A 22,944-nucleotide genomic window follows, 5' to 3' on the forward strand; every position below is an offset into this window, starting at 1 on the left:
GCTTCACGAAATGTTTGCGGGTTTGTAATAGGAAGCATGAAGGGGTGGTTGGGAACACATGAAATACATCGTCTTCATTCTCTTTACGGTCATGACCAATGCCGCTGCGCAGCTGATGCTGAAGCAAGGCATGATGTCGCTTGGGCCGATCTCGTTCGAGGGCGTCAATCCCCTGGTCAAGCTGTTGCAGATCGTCTTCAGCCCGTGGGTCTTCCTCGGCCTGTGCACCTTCGTCATCTCGATGGCCTCGCACCTTTACGTGCTCTCCAAGGTCGAGCTTTCCTTCGCCTATCCGTTCCTCAGCCTCGCTTATGTCGCTGTCGCCATCTTCGCCTATTTCGTCTTCCGCGAGGATCTCAATGGCTGGCGCATAGCCGGCATCGCCTGCATCTGCGTCGGCACGGTGCTCATTGCTCAGAGTGGGCGCGGGCATGAGGCGGAAACGGCTTCTCTTTCGTCCCACAAGATTCACAGCGAGACTATTCGATGAGACATGTGATTTTCGGCGGCGACGGTTTCGTCGGCCGCCACCTTGCCCCGAAACTTCTGGCCGATGGTGAAGAGGTTGTCGTCGCCGACATCGCCAGGAGCGACCTACCGCATTACCGCAGCGTCCGCTTCATTAAGTGCGACGTCACCGACCTGGCCTCGGTCGCCGCGGTTGGGCTGAAGGCCGACGACATGGTCTACAACCTGTCGGCCAAGATGCTGTCGCCGATCCAGGTGCGCGCCAAGCGGCACGATTTCTTCTTTCCGGTCAATTTCCATGGCACCGAGCACATCATGCAGGCCATGGACAAGGCCGGCGCGCCCAAGCTCGTCCACTACACGACCGACATGATCTATGGCCACACGGTGACCCAGCCGATGACCGAGGAGCATCCGGTGGCGCCGCTTGGCGAATATGGCTGGTCGAAGCAGAAGACAGAGGAACTGGCGGCCGAATGGCGCAAGCGCGGCATGTCGATCTCGCTGTTTCGCCCGCGCCTGATCATCGGCCCCGGCCGGCTCGGCATTCTCGAAAAGCTGTTCAAGCTGATCGACTGGAATTTTCCGGTGCCGATGATCGGCTCGGGCAAAAATCCCTATCAGTTCATCTCGGTGTTCGACTGCGCCGAGGCCGCGCGTTCCGCCTGGAAGGCCGGGGTGCCGAACGAGGCCTATAACCTCGGCTCGCTCAACCCGCCGCCGGTGAAGAAGCTGCTCGGCGACCTGATCAGGCATGCCGGTTCGAAATCGATGCTGATCCCGACCCCCGGTTGGGCGGTGAAGCGCACGCTCGATCTGCTTGACCTCTTGAACATGCCGATCATGGATCCTGAGCAGTATCTGATCGCCGACGAGGAATGCGTGCTCGACGTCTCCAAGGCCGAGCGCCAGCTCGGCTGGGTGCCGCAGTACCGCGACGAGGACATGCTGATCGCCGCCTACAGCGAGTACCGCGGCAAAAGGGCCGGTCACGCCGTCGCCAGCAAACAAGTGCCCGCCGAATAGCGGGTTCGCAAAACAGCTTTCGTTGCGCACGATCACGGTCATGCGCGCAGACAGGAGATTGAAATGACCGTCATGGCCAAGCCCGAACAGACGAGCGCGCGCACCATGGTCAGCGCGCCGGCGCTGTCGCCAGTCACCATCGCCAAGCCCAACCTGATCAGCGTCGAGCAGGCCAAGGCGATGGACGTCGCTGAGATGACCGACCTGTTCAAGGCGCATCTCAATCCCGGCCAGCTGCATTTCATGAAGCTGCTCGGCTTCCACAAGATCAAGATAGAGCGCGCTGAGGGCATGTTCTATATCGACCAGAACGGCCGCAAGATCCTCGATTTCTTCGGCGGTTTTGGTTCGCTGGCGTTCGGCCACAACCATCCGCGCATCCTGGAAGCGCGGAAAAAATTCCAGGAAGAGAAGCGCCAGGAAATCGCCATTGCCTTCATGTCGCAGTATGCGGCGGCGCTGGCGCACAACATCGCCAAATGCTCGCCAGGCGATCTCGACATGGTGTTCCTCGGCTCGTCCGGCTCGGAAGCGATGGAAGCAGCGGTCAAGCTCGCCGAGCGCGCCGCCGGCCCGAAGCGGCCGAAAATCGTCTATGCCGAGAATTCGTTCCACGGCAAGACCAAGGGCGTGCTGGGCATCACCGACGGCCAACTCTACCGCGCCGACTTCAAGATGGCGCAGAATACGGTCCGCATTCCGTTTGCCGACATCGAAGCGGTCGAACGCCTGTTCCGCTCCGACCCGGAGGTCGGCGGCATCGTGCTCGAAACCATCCAGGGCGGCGGCGGCATCATCCAGGCGCCGGCCGAATACTGGCAGAAACTGCGCGCGCTGTGCGACCAGTATGGCGTGCTGTGGGTCGCCGACGAAGTGCAGTGCGGCTATGGCCGTTCGGGCCGCTTCTATGCCTTCGAGCACTACGGCGTCATTCCGGACGTGACGGCGCTGGCCAAGTCGCTCGGCGCCGGCAAGGCGGCGGTCGGCGCGATGATCGCGCGGCGCGAGGTTTACATGAAGGCCTATGGCACGCCGAAGACGGCGATGATCCACGCGATGGCGACCTTCGGCGGCATGGGCGAGGCCTGCGTCACCTCGATCGAGGGGCTCAACGTGCTCTATGACGAGGGGCTGATCGACAACGCCGCCGCTACCGGCGATTACCTGCTGCAGCGGCTGCAGGCGCTCAAGGACAAATACCCTAAGATCATCAAGGATGTACGCGGCAAGGGGTTCATGGTCGGGCTGGAGTTCCACGACTTCTCGCAGACCTTGCCGATGGTGCTGCGGCCGATCGTCAGCGTACTCGACGACAAGCTGAAGGGGTCGCTGTCGGGCTTCGTCGGGGCGTTGCTGTTGCGCGACTACGACGTGCTCGTGGCCTTCACCGAATACAACCGCAACGTCATCCGGCTCGAGCCGCCGCTGATCTGCCAGCGTGAGCATGTCGACCGCTTCGTCGATGCCTTCGACAGCCTGCTGTCGCGCGGCATCGTGGCGATCGTCAAGGATTTCGTCAAAAGCCAAGTCCGTTAAAGCGTAGCTCGCCGAGCAAGATGATGCTGACCAAGTCTCCTGTAGCGAAAAACCCACTCGACCGGCTCACCGAGGCCGGACTGGCGTGGGGCGAGGGGACCTATGCACGGCTGGCAGCACCCATCGGCGCGGCGGCCTTTGCGCTCTATATCCTGCTGACGGCGTTCACGGCATGGGTTATGCCGGACGCCAACTGGGATATGCTGCCCTACCTCGCCATCGCCGAGGAAGGCACCTATCCCGATGCGCAGGCGCTGCATGACTATGCCTACAACACCGTCAAGGCCGGCGTGTCGGCGGGCGACTACAAGACGCTGACCGATGATGGCGGCGGCTTCCGCAGCCATATGACGGAGAATGCCGCCGACTTTCATTCGCTGCTCGGCATGTACCGCATCAAGTTTCTCTATGCCGAGATCCTGTCGACGATGAGTTCGGTGATGTCGCCGGTCGAGGCGATGCGGTTGGTGTCGGTGTTCTCCGTGCTGCTGTTCGGCGCGATCACGCTGCTCTGGCTGCGCTCGGCGCGGGCACTGGCGTTGGCGCCTATCGTCGGCGCGGTGCTGATCATGGCCGACTTCGGCGACGCGGCGCGCGCCTCGACGCCTGACCTGTTGTGTTCGGCGCTGTTCCTCGGCGGCCTCTACGCCTATGTCCGCGGCCGCGAGGCGGCAACGGCAATCCTGCTCTTCCTTGCCTTCATGGCGCGGCCGGACAACATTGTTTTCCTTGCGATTTTCGCCGTGCTTCTGGTCACTCTCCGGCAGAAGGCGTGGGGCGCGCTGGCCGGCTTTGCCGCGTCCTTCGTCGCCTATTTCGCCATTTCCCACTGGGCCCATCATCCCGGCTGGTGGCCGCATCTGTGGTTCTCCAGCATCGAGCAGCACTACAATATGGATGGGTTCGAGCCGGCCTTCTCGGTCACCGCCTATCTCAGGGCGTTTGCCACATCACTGCTGCGCGCTGTCAGCTTGAACAGCTGGGTCGGCGTGTCGGTGCTGGCACTGGCCGGCTGGTATGCGGCCGGCCGCGCCGGCTTCCGTCTCGATCGCCGCGCCGGCATATTGTTTGCGGCGCTGGTTCTCGGCGTGCTGGCGAAATTCGTCGTCTTCCCGATCCACGACACCCGCATCTACTTCCCCAATCTGATCCCGCCTTTCCTGTTGCTGGCGACGCCGCTGACGGCGCTGTGGGCGACAGTGGTTCGTGGCCAGCATCGCGCCCTGCACGTCATTTCCGGAGACAAGTCATGAGTTCCGTATCCAACCTGGCGCGCATTGCCCTTTCGCTCGGTCTTCCCTGTGGGCTTCTCGATCGCGGGCCGTCGCTGCGCGGCACGAAATTCCTGGCCAAGGTGGCGCTGAAGGCGCGCTTTGGCGGATCGAGACGACCGTTCCAGATGGTCAATGTCGGCGCCTGCGACGGCGCGCTGTTCGACGACGTCACGCCGTGGCTGCACCGCATAGCTGGCGCACGCGCCATGCTGGTCGAGCCGATCCCGTACAATCAGCAGCGGCTGCGCGCCAACTATCCCGACACGAGCCGGTTCGTCATCGAGCCGGTGGCGGTGACGAAGAGCAAGGGCACGATCACCGTCCACACCTTCGATGCCGCCGCACTTGAGGCAGGCACATTGCCCATCGAGTTCATCGGCTGCTCGTCGGTGACCGACACCAATCTGATGTCGGGCAGGAATGCCTGGGGCGAAGCCGACGCCAATTTCAACAAGTTCGCGCCGCATCTCAGAGACATCGAGGTGCCGTCGGAGACCTTGCAGACGCTGCTCGACCGCAACGGCATCAGCCATATCGACGCCTTCCTCGTCGATTGCGAGGGTGCCGACTGGATCGTGTTCGAACAACTCGACCTCGAACGTTATCGCCCAGGCATGATCAAGGTCGAGGTCGGCGCTCTGCCGGCGGCCGAGATCGGCCAGGTCGTGGTCAAGCTGAAGACATCAGGCTACCAGGTCGGCTTCCAGGCCGAGGACATCTGGGCCTTCGCCTGAGCGGATCTGTCGAGCGAAAAGAGAACCGGCCAAGGCGCCCGATGTGAACCATTCGGCCGTCTGGTCGCTCGGCTTTTTGCCGATGTCGCAAACAGGCTTCATCTGGCCCGCCGCTCCGCCCTATAGTCCGCCCGCTTTATCACTTTGGAGTCGCGGGCAATGGCAGAGTTTCCGAAAAAGGCGAAGGTCGTCATCGTCGGCCTGGGCGGTATTGTCGGCGCATCGATCGCCCATCATCTGATCGAGCGCGGCTGGGACGATATTGTCGGCATCGACAAGTCCGGCATCCCGACCGACATCGGCTCGACGGCGCACGCCTCCGACTTCTGCTACACCACCAGCCACGATTTCCTGTCGTGCTGGACGACGCTCTACTCCATCGATTTCTACGAGAAGATGGGCCATTACGCGCGCATCGGTGGCCTCGAAGTGGCTCGCGTCGGAGACGACAGCCGCATGGAAGAGATCAAGCGCAAGATCGCCTCGGCCAAGGCTTTTGGCACGCGCGCCCGGCTGATCGAGCCCACCGAGATCAAGGAAAAATTTCCGCTGATCGAAGAAGGGATGGTGCAGGGCGGTCTGTGGGATCCCGATGCCGGCCTCGTCATACCGCGCTCACAGACCGTCGCCGGCAAGCTGGTCGACCAGGCGGAAGCCTCCGGCAAGCTCAAGTCCTTCGCCAACACACCGGCCAGGTCGCTCGTCGTCAAAGACGGCCGCATCACCGGCGTAGTGACAGACCGCGGCACCATCGAGGCCGACTATGTCGTGGTCTGCGCCGGCATTTGGGGCCGGCTGATCGCGGAGATGGTCGGCGAAGACCTGCCGGTCATGCCGATCGACCATCCGCTCACCTTCTTCGGCCCGTACAACGAGTTCGCCGGCACCGGCAAGGAGATCGGCTGGCCGCTGCTGCGCGACCAGGGCAATTCGGCCTATATGCGCGACACCGGCGATCCCAAGACCGCCGAAGGCGGGCAGATCGAATGGGGCTACTACGAAGAGACCAATCCGCGCCTTTGCCATCCGCGTGACCTCTTGGAGAAAGACCAGGCCCGGCTTTCGCCTTCGCAGCGTGATCTCGACATGGAGCAGATCCTGGGGCCGCTCGAACGCGCCATGGAGCTGACGCCGATCCTGGGCGAGCTTGGCTACAACGAGAGCCATTCCTTCAACGGTCTTCTGCAGGTGACAGCGGATGGCGGCCCGTCGATGGGCGAAAGCCAGAAGGTGAGGGGCCTGTGGTACGCCGTCGCCATCTGGGTCAAGGACGGGCCCGGCATGGGCAAGCTGATCGCCGACTGGATGACGGACGGCCGCACCGCGATCGACCATCACGCCATCGACTATGCGCGCTTCTATCCGCACCAGACGAAGGAGCAGTTCATCTGGGATCGCTGCACCGAGACGGCGATGAAGGTCTACAATCCGGCGGTGCATCCACGCGAACCCTTCTCCAAGGGCCGCAACATCCGGCGCTCGCCGTTCTGGGAGCGCGAGAAGGAACTCGGCGGCTATTTCATGGAACTGGGCGGCTGGGAGCGCGCCCATGGCTATGCCGCCAACGAGCATCTCTTGGAGAAGTATGGCAACCGCGTGCCGGTGCGTGAGAATGAGTGGGACAACCGCCATTTCTGGCGCGTCTCCAATGCCGAACACCTCGCCATGAGCGAGGATTGCGGCATCGTCAACCTGTCGCACTTCGCCATGTATGACATCGAAGGTCCCGACCATGTCGCGCTGCTGGAATGGCTGTGCGCGGCCAAGATCGGCGGCGACAACAACATCGGCAAGGGCATCTACACCCACTTCCTCGACGAGGAAGGCATGGTGCGCGCCGACTTTACCGTCATCCGCATGGCCGACCGCTGTCGTTTGATCGACGGGGCGGATGCCGGCCCGCGCGACTTCCAGTACTTGCGCCGCACGGCGCAGGATAAAGGTTTCGATGTCACCATCACCGATGTGACCGAGAAATTCGTTACCATCGGCATTTGGGGTCCGAACGCGCGGGCGACCTTGCAGAAGGTGGTCGAGACTCCGGACGGGCTCTCGATTGAAAACTTCCCGTTCGCGGCGATCAAGCCGGTCCGGATCGGCGGCAAGGACGTCACGGCTTTCCGCATCTCCTATGTCGGCGAGCAGGGTTGGGAACTGCATATGCGCTACGAGGACGGCCTAGCCGTCTGGGATGCCTTGCGCTCGACCGGCGTGATGCCCTTTGGCGTCGAGACCTATGCCAACACGCGCCGCATGGAAAAGAGCCTGCGCCTGCAGAATGCCGACCTTCTGACCGAGTACAATCTGCTCGAAGCCGATCTCGCCCGCCCGAAGGTCAAGGAGAACGACTTTTGCGGCAAGGCGAAGCACGCGGAATACCGCGCCCGCGAGCACCAGCCGGCCATGCTGTGCACGCTGGTGATGACCGAAAATGTCGATGCGAAAGGCGTTGCCCGCTATCCCGTCGGGACGATGCCGGTGATGGACCCGAAGACGGGCGAAACGCTGGTCGACGAACTCGGCCGCCGGTCGTTCACCACCTCGATGGCCTATGGCCCGACCATCGGCAAGAACATCGGTCTTGCCTATCTGCCGTGGGCGTACGCCCAGGAAGGCCGCAAGCTCTCCATCGAGTATTTCGGTGAAACCTATCCGGTCGAAGTGGCCGCGGTCGGCTACAAGCCGCTCTACGACCCGGAAAACCTCAAGCCGCGCAGTTGAGTGCTCGCGGGGCGCGAAACAGCGTCATGCAAAGCCCGGCTCATGGCCGGGCTTTTCTCTTTTTAAACTGGCGATTCTCGCTTACCCTTGCGGCATGTCTGCTTTTTCCTGTGCAAGACATTTCCTCTCGGGCGGCGCAGCGCTGGCGCTGTTCTGGCTGACGCCGGTGTGTCTCGCCGACGAACCGGTCGATGTCGAGCTGGTGCTGGCCGTCGATGTTTCGCTGTCGATGTCGCCGGATGAACTCGAAATCCAGCGTCACGGCTACGCGGCGGCGCTGATGCACGACAACGTGTTGCAGGCCATTGCCGATGGCGCCCACGGCAAGATCGCCGTCACCTATGTCGAATGGGCCGGCACCACCTGGCAGCGCGTGATCGTGCCGTGGACGGTGATCGCCAGCCGCGCTGATGCGGAGCGGGTGGTCGTGCAATTGTCCGCCCAGCCGCCCGGCAGCGCGCGGCGCACCTCGATCTCCGGCGCGCTGGAGTTCGGCTACGATCTTTTCGCCGAAAGCGGCTACCAGGGGACGAAGCGGGTCATCGACATTTCGGGCGACGGCCCCAACAACCAGGGCGCGCCGGTCAATCTCACCCGCGACGAGCTGATCAAGCAAGGCATCGTCATCAACGGACTGCCGCTGATGACCCGAGGCGGCTTTTCCGGCGCCTACGACGTCAACAATCTCGATCGCTACTACAGCGACTGCGTCATCGGCGGTCCGGGTGCCTTCATGATCCCGGTCAACGACTGGACGCAATTTCCCGAGGCCATCCGCCGCAAGCTGGTGCTGGAGCTTGCCGGTCCAGCCTCGCCGCAATGGGCGGCGGAAGAAGCCGCGCATCCGCCGGTGGTATTGGCGCAGGACAAGCCCGCCAGCGACTGCCTGGTCGGAGAGAAATTGTGGCGCAACCGCAGCTGGATGTTCGACAGCCGCTAGGCTTGCCTCTCCGGCCGAAGCAATGGCAAACTTGCGAGGCCGCGCGATCCCGCGGCGGGGGCGCCGCGGTTAGAACCGAGGAAACACCAGATGAAACGTCTTGCCATACTGACTGCCGTCGCGTCCGTGCTTTGTGCCGATGGCGCCAGTGCCCAATACGACGATGAGCCCGCATGCATCATGTTCGAGCACGCAAATTTTCGCGGGCGGTCTATCGGCATGGGGGCTGAGGATTCCGTGAACTTTCGCGGCGGTCAGTTCTGGAACGACCGCGTGTCGTCGGTGATCGTTCGCCGTGGCTGCACGCTCGTTGCCTATGAGGATTCTCGGATGGAGGGCCGTTCGATCGAGATCAGGCGCAGGATCCGCGATTTCGGTGGCAGCGAGTGGAACGACCGCATCTCGTCGGCGGAGTGTTATTGCAACGACTATTAAGCGATGGCGGAGTTCCGGCGGCCAGTGCCGTTTCGCCGGCCGGCCGCCGATCCAGTTGCCTGTCGCCGCTCACCATCCTGTTCAAATCTATCGCATCAGGCGGCCAGCAGCTGCTTGCGGTCGACGCGTTCCTGCTGCGGCGAGCGGGCGTAGAGCTCGCGGTAGCATTTGGAGAAATGCGAGGCCGAGACGAAACCGCAGGCGACAGCCACCTCGACCACCGGCATCGACGACTGGATCAGCAGATGCCGGGCGCGGTCGAGCCGGATTTCCAGATAGTAGCGGGCAGGGGAGCGTCCCATCTCGGTGCGGAACAGCCGCTCGATCTGGCGGCGCGACAGGTCGACATGGTCGGCGATCTCGATCAGCGACAGCGGCTCGGACAGGTTTGCCTCCATCAGCTCGATGATGGTCAGCACTTTCGAGTTCTGGACGCCGAGGCGGGCGCGCAGCGGCAGGCGCTGGCGGTCGGTCGGGCTGCGCACGCGGTCGGTCAGCACCTGCTCGCAAACGCGGTTGACGAGGTTCTCGTCGAAATCGTCGCCGATCAGCTTCAGCATCATGTCGAGTGCGGCGGTGCCGCCGGCGCAGGTGTAGATGTTCTGGTCGATTTCGAACAGGTCGGCAAAGACATTGGCCTTCGGATACGCCTCGGAAAAGCCCGGCAGATTTTCCCAGTGGATGGCGCAGCGCTTGTTGGACAGCAGGCCGGCGGCGGCAAGGATATGCGCGCCGGTGCACAGGCCGCCGACGGCGACGCCGCGATTGTACTCCTCGCGCAGCCAGGCGAAGGCCGACTTGTTCTGATAGCGCTCGACATTGATGCCGCTGCAGACGATGGCCATGTTCGGCCGGTCAGGGCCTGCCATCTTCTTGCGCTCTTCCTCCAGCGAGGTGTTGACCGCGCATTCGACCCCGTTCGAGGCGCGCACCGGCTTGCCGTCGATGCTGGCGAGACGCCAGCGATAGGCCTCATAGCCCAGCATGCGGTTGGCCGAGCGCAGCGGGTCGAGCGCGGTCGCAAAAGCGATCATGGTGAAATCGGGGACAAGGAAGAATACAAACGATCGCTTGATCGGATGCTTGACGGCGTTCAAGGGAACCTCACACAGCCATGGCGCGAACAGGATGTCGCGAATAGCATAGCGACATCAGGAAAAACTATTCTTGTCAATCGGCTACGCTGCCAGGACGAGATTAAATTTGCGACATGGGTCGCAAATGGGCAATCGGCATGCAGCGAGAGCTGAAAGCAGCCCCCCAACTGTTCAAACGACAGGCAAATTGCGCTCTTGCGGCGGAACAAAAACGCCGCCTTGGCCGGAGCCAGGCGGCGTTACAGTTCTAAAGCAGCGGCAGGGAAGCGCTGCCTGCAAAAAATTTCAGGCGACGAAGCCGAGGCGCGCCGCAGCCATCGCGCCGGTCTGGCCGGGCATGGTGTTGGCGAGGCGCTGACGCTCGAGAGCGGTGGTCAGGTTCATTTCGCGGCGGGCGAAGAGGCGGGCAAAAAGCTTCATGATCATCTCCATTCGGTTGCTCAGACGGGTCGCCTTCGCTTGATGGAGTGGGGCAGCTCGTTTGCTGACGCTGATATAGGCTTGTGCTGCGTAAAACTAAATCGCAAATGCGAAGCGCTTGATATGAAATGCGACACCGATTGCGACAAATTTGGGCAAGATGCCCGAAATTTACGATTATTTACAAGGCACTAATCGGGAAGATGGGTCGCTATGCGGCTTGCTCATATGCGTCATGCGCTGGCGGCATGGCTTCAAAACTCATTTGAATACAAATAAAACAGAGAAGGCCTGCCGGGCGGGCTGCGCGGCAGGCCTTCAGCACTTGGTACACACGATCTACTTTGCTCCAGCCCAGGATCCGACGCCATTGCGAAGACCGGTCTTGGTGTCGGCGGCTTCAGGCCAGCCGATATCCTTCTGCAATTCGATCGGCAGGGAGTGGATGGCACGTTCGGTCTGGTAGCGGGCGCGGGCGGCGCTGAATTCGGTCGCGATCCGACCGATGGACGACAGGATAGACATTTCTTTCTCCTTGGTGGCGGGCCGGAACAGTCCGACCCTGGATGTGAGGCGTTGAACGCGATGTGTTTCAACCCCATTTCATGTCGATTGCAGGTTTGTCTCGTGGCCGTTTCGGGGCCACTTCCAATGCGTCCTGCCTCGATGGTGTTGACTATCCTCCCAATCTGATGTTCAATCAAACGAAATGGAATGATGCTTTGTATCAGAAAAATTGAAGGTCGATTCCCATGAACGCCCCGCTCAATCATCCACTGCCACTGCTCGATCTCGACGTTTTGCGCACTTTCGTGGCGATTGCCGAGACCGGCAGCTTCACCACTGCCGCCAATGCCGTGTTCCGCACGCCGTCGGCCGTCTCCATGCAAATCAAGAAGCTGGAGGATATTCTTGGCCGCTCGGTGTTCGCGCGCGACGCCCGCTCGGTGTCGCTGACCACGGATGGCGAAATGCTGCTCGGCTATGCCCGCAGGCTGCTGTCGATCAACCGCGAGGTGGTGTCGAAGTTCATCATTCCCGAGATTGTTGGCGTTGTCCGGCTCGGCTCGCCGGATGACTATGGCGAGCGCGTGCTGCCGCATGTGCTGAAGCGTTTCGCGCAATCGCATCCGTCGATCGCCGTCGATGTCACCATCGACCAGAGCAGCAATTTGCGCCGGCGCATGGACGACCGGGCGCTCGACATCACGCTCTTGACCAATTCCTACAAGACCAGCGCGTTGGGCGCCGAGGTGCTGCTCACCGAGCCGATCGTCTGGGCCGGCGCCAAGGGCGGCTGCGCGCATCTGCGCGAACCCTTGCCGGTATCGCTTTGGGAAGAGGGCTGCGCCTGGCGGGCGGGCGCACTTGATGCGCTTGGCCGCGAGGGCCGCAACTACCGCATCGCCTATATGAGCGCCCACACAGCCGGACAGCGCGCTGCGATCATGTCCGATCTCGCCGTGGCGCCGCTGCCGAAGTCATTCCTCGGCAACGACATGGTCGAACTCTGCCCGAAGGACGGCATGCCCGACATCGGCACCTACAATCTGGCAATGGTGGTGGCGCCGGACGCCAGCGCGCCGGTCAAGGCCGTCGCCGACCATATCCGCGCCACCTTCGAAGTGTTCCGGGAAACCGGCAAGTTCTGATCGGTTTGACGCAATTCCGGACGGAAAACCGTTTCACATTTTCCTGGAATAGCTTCAGCGTCGGACCGAGAGCAGAAAGCGCTACTCCGCCGCCTCGGCGGAGGGCACTTCGAACCTTGTGTCTTGCCTGATCGGCGAGCGGCTCTCGCTCAGAAACGCGACGATGTGCTGGCGGGCGCGGCGCGATTCCGGCATGTCGATCAATGGCCAGACGTGGAACATGCCTTCCTCATAGACGACATCGACTTCGACGCCGGCGGCACGCGCCTTTTCGGCGAAGATCAGATTGTCGGGACTGAGCAGGTCGTGCGAGCCGGTCAACAGCAGCGTTTTCGGCAATACCGACAGATCGCCATAGAGCGGGCTGATGTGCCAGTCGTTGCGGTCGATGCCGGCACTGTACATCCGGATCGCCTCCAGGCCGCCGGGAATGCCGAGCCACGGATCATTGCGTTCGGCCTCGAACAGCTTCGGGTTGGAAAGCGACATGTCGAGGCCGGGTGAAATCAGCACATGGCGTGACGGCAGGGGCACGGCCTCTTCCGCGGCCATCATGGTCAGCACCACGGCCATGTTGCCACCGGCGGAATCGCCCATGAAGACGATATCCTCAGCCTCCGTCTCGTCGAGCATCTGGCGGTAGACGTCGCCAACCATGCCGAACATGGCGTGGAAATCGTGTTCGGGAGCGATGGGATAGATCGGCACGGTGATGCCGTAACCCAGCCGGTCGGCCATGTCGGCGATCAGGTGCCAATGATAGGGCGTGATTTCAAAGACATAGGCGCCGCCGTGCAGATAAAGAATCCGCTTCTGCTCGCCGGCCCTGGGGGCAATTTCATAGACAGGGAAGCCATCAACCGCATGCACCTCGATGTCGAGACGCTGACGAAGCGAGGCGGGCGGCTGGTGGTTCTCGGTCTTGCGCGCGGCAGCGATCCAGCGCTGCAGGTTTTCCGGGCTGGCAAACGCCTTTTTGCGGCTGTGCCGGAGCACGAACGATACAAAGTGGCTTTTGAAACTTGGCATGCGGGTACACGAACTTCGGCTGCAGCCGACTAAGAGAATTCCCCCTGACTTGCGAAGATCGTGCCGTGGCCGAAAATGTCAAGTTTTACGCTATGTCTACACGGTGGTGTGATCCGCGACGCGTTGGTCAGCGACGCGGCAGAAGCGGCGCGCAGCCGGTGGTTGCCAGGCGCCGGGGCCGCATGAGGGCTCCGACGCCTGACGAGCACCTTGCATCTGTCGGCGAATGTCATCAGCGCGCCGTACCCAGAAGCAGCGAGATGAGCGCCGCCTGCGGGTCGTTCGGCGGCGATGCCGGCCAACCGATGTCCTTCTGGACATGCGCCGGCAGGTTGTTCATGGCCCGGATCGACTTCTTCCTGTCGTGGGCAATCTTGATGGCCACACCATAGCGGCCGAGGCTTTCGAACATCGACATTTTGGTTTCCTCCGGAAGGTCATCGCGGCAGGAAGACATTTCCGGCCGGCCCTTCGATGGGGCTTAAATGCGCCGCGCATGTTTCCAGCGGATTTCACGAAAACAACGCTTCGGTTTCCGGATCAGGCAGATCCGGAAACATTTGCATACAAATGAGTTTGGAGGGCTGCGGCTGGGTGCGACCGCTTATTCCCGGCCGCGCCGGGCGGCGTGGCCTTCGCGCGAACGCCGGCGCGGGGCGGCGTCGCCGGCGACGCCATCCTCGCTGACCGTCTTGCGCGGCGGCAGTTTCACGGCAGCCGACAGTTTCGGGAAGGGATCGACCTTGTTGGGCAACGCCATGGCGTAGACGAAATGCTCCTGGAATTTCGGTTCCAGTGCGGTCTCGATCTTCTCGATCTTGCTGACCGTGTCCTCGATCTCGCGACGGTAGCCGCGATTGAGCAGCGCCATGCGGGCACCGGCGCCGGCGGCGTTGCCGACGGCCGAAACCTTGTCGAGATCGCAATCCGGGATCAGGCCCAGCACCATGGCGTATTTCGGATCGATGAAGGAGCCGAAGGCGCCGGCGAAATGGATGCGGTCGACATGCTCGGTGTTCTGCTTTTCCATCAGCAGCTTGGTGCCGGCATAAAGTGCTGCCTTGGCAAGCTGGATGGCGCGCACGTCGGTCTGGGTGATGGTGATCTTCGGTTCGCCTTCCTTCAGCACATAGGAGAAGGTGCGGCCATTGGCGGTGACACGCGGCGAGCGCGCGGCAAGCCCGCCGTCGATGACGCCGTCTTCCGAGATGATGCCGGCGAGATACATCTCGGCCACCACCTCGATGATGCCGGAGCCGCAGATGCCGGTGACGCCGGTCGCTTGCACGCTGTCGAGGAAGCCCGGCTCGTCTGACCACAGTTCCGAGCCGATGACACGGTATTTCGGCTCCAGCGTGTCCGGGTCGATGCGTACGCGCTCGATGGCACCGGGGGCGGCGCGCTGGCCGCCGGAGATTTCTGCACCTTCGAAGGCCGGTCCGGTGGGTGAGGAGGCCGCGACGACGCGCGCCCGGTTGCCAAGCACGATCTCGGCATTGGTGCCGACATCGACGATCAGCATCATCTCGTCCTGGCGGTGCGGACCTTCCGACAGCGTCACCGCCGCCGCATCGGCGCCGACATGGCCGGCGATGCAAGGCAGCATGTAGAGCCTGGCGCCCTGGTTGAGTTTCAGGCCGATATCGGAGGCCTTGATGTGCACCGCGCCCGAAACGGCCAGCGCGAAGGGCGCGCCGCCGAGCTCGGTCGGGTCGATGCCGAGGAACAGATGGTGCATGATCGGATTGCCGACGAAAACGGAATCCAGGATGTCGTTGCGCTGGACATTGCCTTCGGCGCAGACCTTGTCGACAAGACCGGAGATCGCTTCGCGCACGGCGACCGTCATGCCTTCGCGGCCATCCGGGTTCATCATTACGTATGAGACGCGGCTCATCAGATCCTCGCCAAAACGGATCTGCGGGTTCGAGGTGCCGGACGAGGCGGCAACGCGGCCCGACAGCAGCGACACCAGATGCATGGCGATTGTGGTCGACCCGATATCGCAGGCGAGGCCATAGGCCTCGTTTTTGAGGCCGGGCCACAGTGCCACGACGCGCGCTGTCTCGGTGTCGGCATCCTTGTAGATGGCGGCGGTCGCGGTCCAGTTGCCCTTGCGCAAGATGCCTTGCACCTGCGGCAGCAGATAAAAATCGAAATCGAGGCTTTTCAGACCCCAGTCATGCATCAGCGCGATCTTCAGGCGATCGAGATCGCCGAGCGGCTTGTGCATGTCGGGCTCTTCGATCTCGACATAGCACATGCGGATTGCCGCATCGCGGGCGATCACCCTGGTGTCGGCATCCTTGCGGATGGTCTGCGCGTTGATGACCGTGTCCTGCGGCACGTCGATGACGAGGTCGCCGAGGATCTGCGCCGAGCAGGAGAGGCGGCGCCGTTCGGGCAGGCCGCGGACGCGCTCATAGCGCTCTTCCTTGGCGCCCTTGGGCGTGATGTGGTCGTTGGAGGAGACGATCTTGTGCTTGGCGAAATTGCCTTCCTGCACTTCGATCTGGCAGCGCCCGCATGTGGCGCGTCCGCCGCAGACGCTTTCGACATAGACGCCGAGCTGGCGCGCGGCATCCAGAACCGGCGTGCCGACCGGAAACCGCCCGCGCTTGCCGGACGGCATGAACAGCACGAGCGGATCGGTGATGTTGGCAGGTGAATTCACGATTGCGCGCTTATCCCCGACCCATCCGGGCTTCACGGCCGCCACGGCGGCGACCACCATTGCCGGCGCCTTCGCCCGGCGCGTTGACCTGCGTCGGGGCGGCTACCGCCTGGCCGCCCTCGGCCGGCTTGTAGTCCTTGTAGGTGCGGATCCAGTTGGTGCAGTTCTCGTCGGTGCCGTTCAGCACATTGGCGCCACGCACGGCTTCCATTTCCTGCGGCCGCACCGGGTTCATGATTGCGCTCGTCATGCCGGCGCCGATCACCATCGGGATGAAGGCAGCGTTGATGCCATGGCGATGCGGCAGGCCGAACGAGATGTTGGACAGGCCGCAGGTGGTGTTGACCTTGAGTTCCTCGCGCAGACGGCGCAGCAGCGCGAACACCTGGCGGCCGGCATCGCCCAGCGCGCCGATCGGCATGACCAGCGGGTCGACGACAACGTCATGCGCCGGAATGCCGAAATCGGCGCAGCGCTGCACGATCTTCTTGGCGACGGCAAAGCGTACGTCCGGGTCCATCGAAATGCCGGTTTCGTCGTTGGAGATGGCGACGACGGGCACGTGGTATTTCTTGACCAGCGGCAGGATGGCTTCGAGCTTTTCTTCCTCACCGGTGACGGAGTTGACCAGCGGGCGACCCTTGGCGACCTTCAGGGCGGCCTCGATCGCGGCGGTGACCGAGGAGTCGATCGAGAGCGGAAGGTCAACCAGGCCCTGGACGATCTCCAACGTCTGCACCAGCAGGCCGGGTTCGGTCTCGTTCGGGTTGACCGAGGTGACGCCGGCATTGACGTCGAGCATGGTGGCGCCACAGGCTGCCTGCTCGAGCGCGTCCCTGATCACGGTCTCGAAATTGCCCGCGATCATCTCGGCGGCCAGCTTCTTGCGACCAGTCGGATTGATGCGTTCGCCAATCACGCAGAACGGCTGGTCGAAGCCAATGATGATTTCTCGTGTCGCCGAGGCGACGATGGTCCGGGTCATGAATTCTCTCCGCCGTGATATAAAGATTTCTTTATATCGTTGTCTTGTTTCGTTCAAGCGAATGGGTGGTCGCCCGCACCGTCAGTGCGCGGTCTTCACCATGTCCACCTGCGTTTCGGTAATGTCGTCGTGCAGTATGTGCTCGAGCCGGTCGGCGACCATCTGGTCATCGCGGCGGATCTCGCGTTTCCATGGCTGGCGGCCCTTCAGAACGCCTGATTCATCGACGATCTCGGCGACATATTCCTCCTGGCGATAGGCCATCACGTGGACGCCTGAAACACCGGAAATTTCCTTCACCTCGTTGATGATGTCGATGCAGAGCTGTTTGCCTTCCTTCTTCTGGTCCTGCGCGCCTTCCAGCCGCTTGATGACCGAATCGGGGATGTGAATGCCGGGCACGTTGGAGCGAATCCATTTGGCTGTCTTGGCCGAGGCCAGCGGTCCGACGCCGACCAGGATGAAGCACTGTTCGGTGTAGCCGAGATCGCGCACCTTCTGCATGTAGGTGCGGAACATCGGCACGTCGAAGCAATACTGACTCTGCACGAATTGCGCGCCGGCGGCGATCTTCTTGCCCAGCCGATGCGGGCGGAAGTCGATCGGCGGTGCGAACGGGTTGATCGCAGCGCCGAGGAAAAGCTGCGGCGGCGTGGTCAGCTTGCGGCCGGACAGAAACTTGCCGTTGTCGCGCATGATGCGACAGGTTTCCAGGAGCGACATGCAGTCGAGGTCGAACACGGGCTTGGCGCCGGGCTGGTCGCCGGCCTGCACCCCGTCGCCGGTCAGGCACAGCATGTTGGCGACACCCATTGCCGCACCGCCCAGCACGTCGCCCTGGATGGCGATGCGGTTCTTGTCGCGGCAGGCGATCTGCATGATCGGCGCATAGCCCATTCGGGTCAAAAGTGCGCAGATGCCAACCGACGACATGTGGCAGTTGGCGCCCGACGCATCGACTGCGTTGATGGCATCGACCCAGCCGTCGAAGATCTTCGCCCGGTTGTAGACGTCCTCGGGATCAGCGCTGTCGGGCGGATTGAGCTCCGTCGTCACTGCGAATTCACCGCGCCGCAGGACGCGCTCCAGCCGGCCGCGCGAGGTGTGGCCGGGCAGGGGGTCGAGCGGCAGATCGATGCCGGCCGGGTTCTCGTCGAGCTGCCGTCCGATCATGCCGATGTCCCGGTGTTTGCCGCCCCATTCTTGGCGGCTGCGGCTGCTTCGCGCGCGGCGGCCGCCTGCGCGGTTACCCGCAGCCAGGCCGAGGTTTCGCGCAACGACTGATCGACCGGCTTCTGCACGGTCAGGATCCTGTCGCTGTGGACCATGTTCTGTGAGCCTTCCCAGGCCTTGACCCAGACGCAGGGCATGTCAGGCTCGACCTCGCAATTGCCGTTGGCGCGTACGCCGCCGCAGGGGCCGTTGCGCAATTGCTTGGGGCAGTTCATCGGGCACGACATGCCAGTCGAGGACAATATGCATTGGCCGCACATGCGGCAGTCGAACATGAAGCCCTTGACGCGCTTCTCGACAAATTTGATCGGCCCTTCGACACGACCGTAGCCGATGCCCTTCCACAAGGGGTGGAGCAGCAGGAACATGTCGGCGAATCTGGCGTAGAACCATTCGAGCAGGCGCGAGTGCCTGATCGACCACAGCCTGACCGCGAAGGAACGCTGCACGCGCCGCTGCGGCGACACGTCGGCCGGCTTGTAGTCGGATTTCGGCGCTGCCTTCTTGACCAGAGTGGCCTGGGTAACCGCCGGGTTGCTTTCAGACATTTTCTTTGCCGCCCGCCTTGACCAGAGCGACCAGCCGCTCACGGTCGTACTTCGTGTCCATGTCCTGGAAAGCCTTTTCGACCTCGGCTTCGAGGTCGTCGCCGACCGGAACAGGATCGGCCTTGCGCCATTCGGCCAGATAGTCGTCGGTACCGCCGGCGCCGGTACGCATGGCGCACATGTCGATCGCCTCGGTGAAGCGCAGCGGCAGTTCGCGCTTGGCGTTCTGCCGGCCCTTCTTGACGATGACCTGGGCAGGGATGTCGCGCCAGTAGACGACGATCAGATCGGCCATGAATTCTCACTCCTCGATGCACGAGCATTGCCGGAAGCGCAGTTGGGCCGCTTGTTATGGGACGACGCGCGCGCATTCAAAAGCGACGCATTTGGATGTCGTAAAATGAAAGGTGCGTTTATTCGTTCGCGGCGTGTGCCGGCGGCAGGTTCGACGCATCGGAAAAGCCAGCGCTTTGCGTGCGATTGCGGAACTGGGATGCGCTACCAGATGCCGGTTCTGAGGCCTGTCCAGAGGTAGAACCAGATCGTCGGGTGATACCATTGTTGCGACGGCAGGCCGGGGTCGATGGTGGCGAGTTTTCCGGCCAACACGTCGCTGACCGCCTCGACACAGATGTCACGCGACAATGCTGCCTGGCGTAGTGCGTAGCTTGAAATGCTGTCGCCGCGTTCGGGCTTGCCGCGCGCCTGCCTGAGCGCCCCCCCGGTGTCGACACCGGCATCGACCAGCAGCACGGTGGTGCCGAAGTTTTCGGCATCACCGGTCGCCAGCGCCCAGTAGCCGCCGTTCATGCCGCGGTATCTGGGCGTGATGCCGGCATGGTAGTTGATGACCGGGCAAGCGATTTTCGACAGCGTCTCCCGCGTCAGCATGCGGCAACCGGCGAGAAACACAACGCCTGGCTGGATCCGTGCGATGGCGTCCAGGCATTCCGGCGCATTGGCGGAGGGAACGTGGGTGATCGACTGTCCTGGCTTCGGTTCCGTCTCCAGCTCCTGCTCGGCGATCATTTGCGCCGCATGGCCGGCAAAGAAGCGCTTTCCCAGACGCGTCAGCACCATTGTGCCCAACTGACCGATGGCCGATGCCCAGCCCAGCCGGCGGGCGCGCCTGAGCAGCAATTGCTTCTTGGATTCAGGAGCTTCGAGGATAACGCTGACAGGACCCAGCCGGTCGATGATGGCGTTGATGACCGCCCAGATGTGTGGGCCGCCTTCGGTTACGACGACGATGTTCGACTTGAGGGGTTCCATGGTTCGCGACGCGCCGTTGGACAAGATGCGGCCGGTATCGGCCCTGGCTTGCGGGATGCTAGGGCGTGCGGGTTAATCCTTGGTGATTGCGGTTTCCGGATCAGCGCTTGAATTCGAGGATGTCGAGCTTCGATTCGTAATAGGGCGCCGGAAATTCGATGCGCCATTCGCTGGCGCTGTTGCGGAAGGCGTAGCCGACCTGGTCGGTTTGCGGACCACTTCCATAGGGCTTTGCCGGGTCGCTGTTGACATAGGCCGAGCCGAGATAGATCGCGCGCTTTTCGGCATCGTCGAAGAAGCGGCCCTTGGTGCGCTGCGAGCCGCTGATCTTTTCCAGGCGCCAGCCGGAACCGTCGTCGGTCACCTTGCACTTGAACCAGCCATAGATGACGAGCGGCAAGGGTCCGCCGGCCTTGATGGTGCGGCACTGCCAGTTGCCGGTCAAATCCTTGTCGGAGAAGGCCACCAGCGGTTTTGCCAGCAAGGCATCGAGCTGTTTGACCTCGGCAGGGTCTCCGGCTTTCGCCTCGGCCAGCGCCGTCTTGCGTGTCTCGCCATATTTGTCGAGCCGTGTCTTGTCGGCTGGGGTGATGAGTTTTTGCACCTCGCCATCGGCAAGCGCGGGGAGGGTGCAGCAGAGCAGACCGATAGCGGCGAGCAGTGGACGAAGGGTCATGGGAGGCCTCCTGTTGATGTCTGGGGCGGCGCCGCTGCCATCTGGAGCATAACTTATCGGGTCGCTGGCGCCTGTCATCCGTGCTTAACAGCGTCACGCTCAAAAATCATGGTGTGACGAATGCGAATCTTGCTCACGGGGTCGTCGGGTTGGCTGGGCAGTGCGCTGGCGCCGCGCCTGCGGGCGCTTGGTCACGATGTCACCGGCCTCGATCCGGTTCCATCAGCGGAGACTCAGATTGTCGGCTCGATCGCCGATCGCGACCTTGTCCTGCGCACGGTCGGCGACAACCGGATCGAATCCATCATCCACAGCGGCGCGCTGCACAAACCCAATATCGAGAACCGCGCCAACAGCGATTTCGTCGCCACCAACGTGCAAGGAACGCTCAACCTGCTCGATGCGGCGGTGGCGTCCGGCGTCGACCGCTTCATCTTCACGTCGACGACCTCGCTGATGATTTCGCAGGCTGTACGCGATGGGTTCAAAGGTGGCGCGCGCAAGGCCGCCTGGCTGACGGAGGCGATGTCGCCCGAGCCACGCAACATCTACGGGGTCACCAAGCTTTCGGCTGAACATCTCTGCCGCCTCTATCATATCCAGCAGGGGCTGCCGGTGGTGGTGCTGCGCACGGCCCGCTTCTTTCCCGAAGCCGACGACATGGCGCATGCGATCGAACAGTCGGATGCCAACACGAAGGCCAATGAACTGCTGTTTCGCCGGTTGACCGTCGAGGACGCGGCCGATGCCCACGTCCATGCCCTGGAAAAGGCGCCGCAGCTCGGGTTCGACATTTTCATCGTCTGCGCGCCGACGCCGTTCCGGCCCGATGATTGCGCGGCATTGATCGCCGACGCTCGGTCGGTGGTCGCGCGCTACTTTCCGGAATTCCCGGCGCTCTATGCGCGAAACGGCTGGACGATGTTTTCCTCCATCGACCGCGTCTATGACGCGTCGCGGGCGAGGGAAAGGCTGGGTTTCGTCTGCAAGACCAGCTTTGCCGATGTGCTTGCGGAGCTGCGGACGGAAGCGGGGGCTGCCTAGCCAGCGATGGCCGCGGCGCTCGCCATTCCCGCCGTCAGGTCGCCGTAGCCCGTCGCGCGGCGTTCGTAGGCCAGACCGAGCATTTTGGCAGCCTTTTCGGCGACCTTGTCGAGTTCCGGATCGTCGGTCTGGGCGAGGTAGATCAGCTTCTCGTAATTGCCGAAATAGTCCTTGATCAGCTCCGGGTGCTTGTCGAGGCCAAGCGGCTTCATGAAGAAGGCGTCGAACTGACGGCACAGGAAGTCGGTCATATAGAAGGACATCATGTCGTCGTCGGCGATTTTCGCATAGGCTTCCATGCCTTGATAGAAGGCAAAGCAATGCGGGCCGGCCATGCGCTCGACGCCGTGCTTCTCGCAGATACGGTCGAGCAGGCCGCCGGTGCCGCAATCGGCATAGCCGACGAAGATGTGTTGGTAGCCCTCCGCTTTGGCTTTTTCGATGGCCTTGTCCATGGCCGGCGCGATGCGGTCCGGATAGAAATGGAATTCCGCCGGCAGGCAGGTCAATTCCAGGTGATTGAGTCCGAGCTGTTCCTTGACGGCCAACACCTCGCGCGCAATCATTCCGCAGGCGATGACGAGCAGCGTGTCCGCTTGGTCTGGTGTCTTCTTTTGAGTCTTGGCCATGGAACCAGCTGAGCCGGCTTTCGTTGCTGTGGGGTGAATCTATCGAGAGAGGGATAAACCGTCCATGAAAACATCCACATATGCAGTCATTGCGCTGCTCACCAGTGCGCTGCTGGTTTCGGCATGTGCAAACACGATCCGTGGCGTCGGCAAGGATGCCGCAAACACGGTCAACGCCACACAGAACGCCGGCAAGAGAGTTGCCACCGCCGCGAACTAGCCTCGCGCTAGCTTGCTCTGCCCAAGTGAAACGGCCGCCATGATTGGGCGGCCTTTTCCTTTCTCAGGCCGAAGCGCGGACGTTGTGCTTGCGCTTCATGAAGTCCTTGGCGGTCTCGACCGCCACCGCCGCGTCGCGGCAGTAGGCATCGGCGCCGACGGCCTTGCCGAATTCCTCGTTCAGCGGCGCACCGCCGACCAGCACGACATAGTCGTCGCGGATGCCCTTTTCCTTCATCGTGTCGATGACGACCTTCATATAGGGCATGGTCGTGGTCAGCAGCGCCGACATGCCGATGATGTCGGGCTGATGCTGCTCGATCGCATCGAGA

The 22,944-nt window shown here is 62.5% G+C and carries 25 protein-coding genes; 11 read left to right on the top strand and 14 right to left on the bottom strand.

Annotation, left to right across the window (positions count from 1 at the left end; translation table 11 throughout):
- Window positions 1–58: 58 nt before the first annotated feature.
- The 8 genes from AC1D10_RS20315 (at window position 59) to AC1D10_RS20350 (ending at window position 9,134) form a co-directional block, all read left to right on the top strand.
- Window positions 59–490, top strand: a complete 432-nt coding sequence (locus AC1D10_RS20315) for an EamA family transporter (RefSeq protein ID WP_477274951.1) — start codon at window positions 59–61, stop codon at window positions 488–490.
- Window positions 487–1,494: an NAD-dependent epimerase/dehydratase family protein gene (locus AC1D10_RS20320; RefSeq protein WP_477274953.1), complete on the top strand. Its 1,008-nt coding sequence runs from the start codon at window positions 487–489 to the stop codon at window positions 1,492–1,494. The genes AC1D10_RS20315 and AC1D10_RS20320 overlap by 4 nt, the downstream gene beginning before the upstream one ends.
- Before the next feature lie 105 nt (window positions 1,495–1,599).
- Window positions 1,600–3,030 carry an aspartate aminotransferase family protein gene (locus tag AC1D10_RS20325; protein ID WP_477275015.1) on the top strand — a complete coding sequence of 477 codons (1,431 nt, stop codon included), beginning with the start codon at window positions 1,600–1,602 and terminating at the stop codon, window positions 3,028–3,030.
- A gap of 23 nt (window positions 3,031–3,053) precedes the next feature.
- Window positions 3,054–4,283 (top strand): hypothetical protein, encoded by a 1,230-nt coding sequence (locus AC1D10_RS20330; protein WP_477274955.1) that lies wholly within the window; start codon window positions 3,054–3,056, stop codon window positions 4,281–4,283.
- On the top strand, window positions 4,280–5,038 hold the full coding sequence (locus AC1D10_RS20335; RefSeq protein WP_477274957.1) for an FkbM family methyltransferase: 759 nt from the start codon (window positions 4,280–4,282) through the stop codon (window positions 5,036–5,038). Before AC1D10_RS20330 ends, AC1D10_RS20335 begins: the two co-directional genes overlap by 4 nt.
- 159 nt (window positions 5,039–5,197) lie before the next feature.
- Window positions 5,198–7,759 carry a GcvT family protein gene (locus AC1D10_RS20340; protein WP_477274959.1) on the top strand — a complete coding sequence of 854 codons (2,562 nt, stop codon included), beginning with the start codon at window positions 5,198–5,200 and terminating at the stop codon, window positions 7,757–7,759.
- A gap of 94 nt (window positions 7,760–7,853) precedes the next feature.
- Entirely contained in the window at window positions 7,854–8,699 is an 846-nt protein-coding gene (locus tag AC1D10_RS20345; protein ID WP_477274960.1) for a DUF1194 domain-containing protein, read from the top strand.
- A 90-nt stretch (window positions 8,700–8,789) separates the two neighbouring features.
- Window positions 8,790–9,134 carry a peptidase inhibitor family I36 protein gene (locus tag AC1D10_RS20350; RefSeq protein ID WP_477274962.1) on the top strand — a complete coding sequence of 115 codons (345 nt, stop codon included), beginning with the start codon at window positions 8,790–8,792 and terminating at the stop codon, window positions 9,132–9,134.
- Between the two features lie 95 nt (window positions 9,135–9,229).
- On the opposite strand, the gene AC1D10_RS20355 is transcribed toward AC1D10_RS20350, so the two are convergent.
- The 3 genes from AC1D10_RS20355 to AC1D10_RS20365 form a co-directional block, all read right to left on the bottom strand.
- Window positions 9,230–10,168, bottom strand: coding sequence for a GlxA family transcriptional regulator (locus AC1D10_RS20355; RefSeq protein ID WP_379096501.1), 939 nt, complete (start codon window positions 10,166–10,168; stop codon window positions 9,230–9,232).
- 348 nt (window positions 10,169–10,516) lie between these two features.
- Window positions 10,517–10,651 carry a hypothetical protein gene (locus tag AC1D10_RS20360; protein ID WP_013894968.1) on the bottom strand — a complete coding sequence of 45 codons (135 nt, stop codon included), beginning with the start codon at window positions 10,649–10,651 and terminating at the stop codon, window positions 10,517–10,519.
- 339 nt (window positions 10,652–10,990) lie between these two features.
- Entirely contained in the window at window positions 10,991–11,176 is a 186-nt protein-coding gene (locus AC1D10_RS20365; protein ID WP_378915037.1) for a hypothetical protein, read from the bottom strand.
- Window positions 11,177–11,403: 227 nt separating this feature from the next.
- Between AC1D10_RS20365 and AC1D10_RS20370 the strand changes: the two genes are divergently transcribed.
- Window positions 11,404–12,303 carry a LysR substrate-binding domain-containing protein gene (locus AC1D10_RS20370; RefSeq protein WP_013531163.1) on the top strand — a complete coding sequence of 300 codons (900 nt, stop codon included), beginning with the start codon at window positions 11,404–11,406 and terminating at the stop codon, window positions 12,301–12,303.
- Window positions 12,304–12,384: 81 nt separating this feature from the next.
- On the opposite strand, the gene AC1D10_RS20375 is transcribed toward AC1D10_RS20370, so the two are convergent.
- The 9 genes from AC1D10_RS20375 to AC1D10_RS20415 all read right to left on the bottom strand — a co-directional run bounded on the left by AC1D10_RS20375 (window position 12,385) and on the right by AC1D10_RS20415 (window position 20,720).
- A complete protein-coding gene (locus tag AC1D10_RS20375) occupies window positions 12,385–13,332 on the bottom strand; it encodes an alpha/beta hydrolase (RefSeq protein WP_477274966.1) in 948 nt (315 codons plus the stop codon).
- 232 nt (window positions 13,333–13,564) lie between these two features.
- A complete protein-coding gene (locus AC1D10_RS20380; protein ID WP_477274968.1) occupies window positions 13,565–13,750 on the bottom strand; it encodes a hypothetical protein in 186 nt (61 codons plus the stop codon).
- A gap of 186 nt (window positions 13,751–13,936) precedes the next feature.
- The gene (locus tag AC1D10_RS20385) at window positions 13,937–16,066 is read right to left on the bottom strand and encodes an ASKHA domain-containing protein (RefSeq protein WP_477274970.1); all 2,130 of its coding nucleotides are present in this window, start codon (window positions 16,064–16,066) and stop codon (window positions 13,937–13,939) included.
- Window positions 16,017–16,991, bottom strand: coding sequence for a methyltetrahydrofolate cobalamin methyltransferase (locus tag AC1D10_RS20390; protein WP_477274972.1), 975 nt, complete (start codon window positions 16,989–16,991; stop codon window positions 16,017–16,019). Before AC1D10_RS20390 ends, AC1D10_RS20385 begins: the two co-directional genes overlap by 50 nt.
- An 81-nt stretch (window positions 16,992–17,072) precedes the next feature.
- Window positions 17,073–18,164 carry a methylenetetrahydrofolate reductase gene (locus AC1D10_RS20395; RefSeq protein ID WP_379096516.1) on the bottom strand — a complete coding sequence of 364 codons (1,092 nt, stop codon included), beginning with the start codon at window positions 18,162–18,164 and terminating at the stop codon, window positions 17,073–17,075.
- Window positions 18,161–18,772 carry a methylenetetrahydrofolate reductase C-terminal domain-containing protein gene (locus AC1D10_RS20400; protein WP_477274975.1) on the bottom strand — a complete coding sequence of 204 codons (612 nt, stop codon included), beginning with the start codon at window positions 18,770–18,772 and terminating at the stop codon, window positions 18,161–18,163. Before AC1D10_RS20400 ends, AC1D10_RS20395 begins: the two co-directional genes overlap by 4 nt.
- Window positions 18,765–19,067: a virulence factor gene (locus tag AC1D10_RS20405; protein WP_477274977.1), complete on the bottom strand. Its 303-nt coding sequence runs from the start codon at window positions 19,065–19,067 to the stop codon at window positions 18,765–18,767. The genes AC1D10_RS20400 and AC1D10_RS20405 overlap by 8 nt, the downstream gene beginning before the upstream one ends.
- Before the next feature lie 203 nt (window positions 19,068–19,270).
- Complete coding sequence (locus AC1D10_RS20410; RefSeq protein WP_477274979.1) at window positions 19,271–20,044, bottom strand: formyl transferase; 774 nt, start codon at window positions 20,042–20,044, stop codon at window positions 19,271–19,273.
- Between the two features lie 100 nt (window positions 20,045–20,144).
- Window positions 20,145–20,720 (bottom strand): DUF4893 domain-containing protein, encoded by a 576-nt coding sequence (locus AC1D10_RS20415; RefSeq protein WP_477274981.1) that lies wholly within the window; start codon window positions 20,718–20,720, stop codon window positions 20,145–20,147.
- A 120-nt stretch (window positions 20,721–20,840) separates the two neighbouring features.
- On the opposite strand from AC1D10_RS20415, the gene AC1D10_RS20420 reads away from it, so the two are divergent.
- Window positions 20,841–21,764 carry an NAD-dependent epimerase/dehydratase family protein gene (locus tag AC1D10_RS20420; protein ID WP_477274983.1) on the top strand — a complete coding sequence of 308 codons (924 nt, stop codon included), beginning with the start codon at window positions 20,841–20,843 and terminating at the stop codon, window positions 21,762–21,764.
- Here the strand turns inward: AC1D10_RS20420 and AC1D10_RS20425 are convergent.
- Window positions 21,761–22,393, bottom strand: coding sequence for a DUF1638 domain-containing protein (locus AC1D10_RS20425; protein WP_477274985.1), 633 nt, complete (start codon window positions 22,391–22,393; stop codon window positions 21,761–21,763). The genes AC1D10_RS20420 and AC1D10_RS20425 overlap by 4 nt on opposite strands.
- Before the next feature lie 64 nt (window positions 22,394–22,457).
- Here AC1D10_RS20425 and AC1D10_RS20430 point away from each other — a divergent pair, with 64 nt between their 5' ends.
- Complete coding sequence (locus AC1D10_RS20430) at window positions 22,458–22,613, top strand: entericidin domain-containing protein (RefSeq protein WP_477274987.1); 156 nt, start codon at window positions 22,458–22,460, stop codon at window positions 22,611–22,613.
- 63 nt (window positions 22,614–22,676) lie between these two features.
- Here the strand turns inward: AC1D10_RS20430 and AC1D10_RS20435 are convergent.
- Window positions 22,677–22,944: cobalamin-dependent protein (locus AC1D10_RS20435; protein WP_477274989.1), on the bottom strand; the 268-nt coding region annotated here is incomplete at its 5' end.

This window comes from Mesorhizobium sp. P2_A8 (assembly GCF_056404935.1).

Coding starts and splice junctions, on each gene's coding strand:
- AC1D10_RS20315 (WP_477274951.1), top strand. CDS start 59: ATGAAATACATCGTCTTCATTCTCTTTACGGTCATGACCAATGCCGCT.
- AC1D10_RS20320 (WP_477274953.1), top strand. CDS start 487: ATGAGACATGTGATTTTCGGCGGCGACGGTTTCGTCGGCCGCCACCTT.
- AC1D10_RS20325 (WP_477275015.1), top strand. CDS start 1,600: ATGGTCAGCGCGCCGGCGCTGTCGCCAGTCACCATCGCCAAGCCCAAC.
- AC1D10_RS20330 (WP_477274955.1), top strand. CDS start 3,054: ATGCTGACCAAGTCTCCTGTAGCGAAAAACCCACTCGACCGGCTCACC.
- AC1D10_RS20335 (WP_477274957.1), top strand. CDS start 4,280: ATGAGTTCCGTATCCAACCTGGCGCGCATTGCCCTTTCGCTCGGTCTT.
- AC1D10_RS20340 (WP_477274959.1), top strand. CDS start 5,198: ATGGCAGAGTTTCCGAAAAAGGCGAAGGTCGTCATCGTCGGCCTGGGC.
- AC1D10_RS20345 (WP_477274960.1), top strand. CDS start 7,854: ATGTCTGCTTTTTCCTGTGCAAGACATTTCCTCTCGGGCGGCGCAGCG.
- AC1D10_RS20350 (WP_477274962.1), top strand. CDS start 8,790: ATGAAACGTCTTGCCATACTGACTGCCGTCGCGTCCGTGCTTTGTGCC.
- AC1D10_RS20355 (WP_379096501.1), bottom strand. CDS start 10,168: ATGATCGCTTTTGCGACCGCGCTCGACCCGCTGCGCTCGGCCAACCGC.
- AC1D10_RS20360 (WP_013894968.1), bottom strand. CDS start 10,651: ATGAAGCTTTTTGCCCGCCTCTTCGCCCGCCGCGAAATGAACCTGACC.
- AC1D10_RS20365 (WP_378915037.1), bottom strand. CDS start 11,176: ATGTCTATCCTGTCGTCCATCGGTCGGATCGCGACCGAATTCAGCGCC.
- AC1D10_RS20370 (WP_013531163.1), top strand. CDS start 11,404: ATGAACGCCCCGCTCAATCATCCACTGCCACTGCTCGATCTCGACGTT.
- AC1D10_RS20375 (WP_477274966.1), bottom strand. CDS start 13,332: ATGCCAAGTTTCAAAAGCCACTTTGTATCGTTCGTGCTCCGGCACAGC.
- AC1D10_RS20380 (WP_477274968.1), bottom strand. CDS start 13,750: ATGTCGATGTTCGAAAGCCTCGGCCGCTATGGTGTGGCCATCAAGATT.
- AC1D10_RS20385 (WP_477274970.1), bottom strand. CDS start 16,066: ATGGTGGTCGCCGCCGTGGCGGCCGTGAAGCCCGGATGGGTCGGGGAT.
- AC1D10_RS20390 (WP_477274972.1), bottom strand. CDS start 16,991: ATGACCCGGACCATCGTCGCCTCGGCGACACGAGAAATCATCATTGGC.
- AC1D10_RS20395 (WP_379096516.1), bottom strand. CDS start 18,164: ATGATCGGACGGCAGCTCGACGAGAACCCGGCCGGCATCGATCTGCCG.
- AC1D10_RS20400 (WP_477274975.1), bottom strand. CDS start 18,772: ATGTCTGAAAGCAACCCGGCGGTTACCCAGGCCACTCTGGTCAAGAAG.
- AC1D10_RS20405 (WP_477274977.1), bottom strand. CDS start 19,067: ATGGCCGATCTGATCGTCGTCTACTGGCGCGACATCCCTGCCCAGGTC.
- AC1D10_RS20410 (WP_477274979.1), bottom strand. CDS start 20,044: ATGGAACCCCTCAAGTCGAACATCGTCGTCGTAACCGAAGGCGGCCCA.
- AC1D10_RS20415 (WP_477274981.1), bottom strand. CDS start 20,720: ATGACCCTTCGTCCACTGCTCGCCGCTATCGGTCTGCTCTGCTGCACC.
- AC1D10_RS20420 (WP_477274983.1), top strand. CDS start 20,841: ATGCGAATCTTGCTCACGGGGTCGTCGGGTTGGCTGGGCAGTGCGCTG.
- AC1D10_RS20425 (WP_477274985.1), bottom strand. CDS start 22,393: ATGGCCAAGACTCAAAAGAAGACACCAGACCAAGCGGACACGCTGCTC.
- AC1D10_RS20430 (WP_477274987.1), top strand. CDS start 22,458: ATGAAAACATCCACATATGCAGTCATTGCGCTGCTCACCAGTGCGCTG.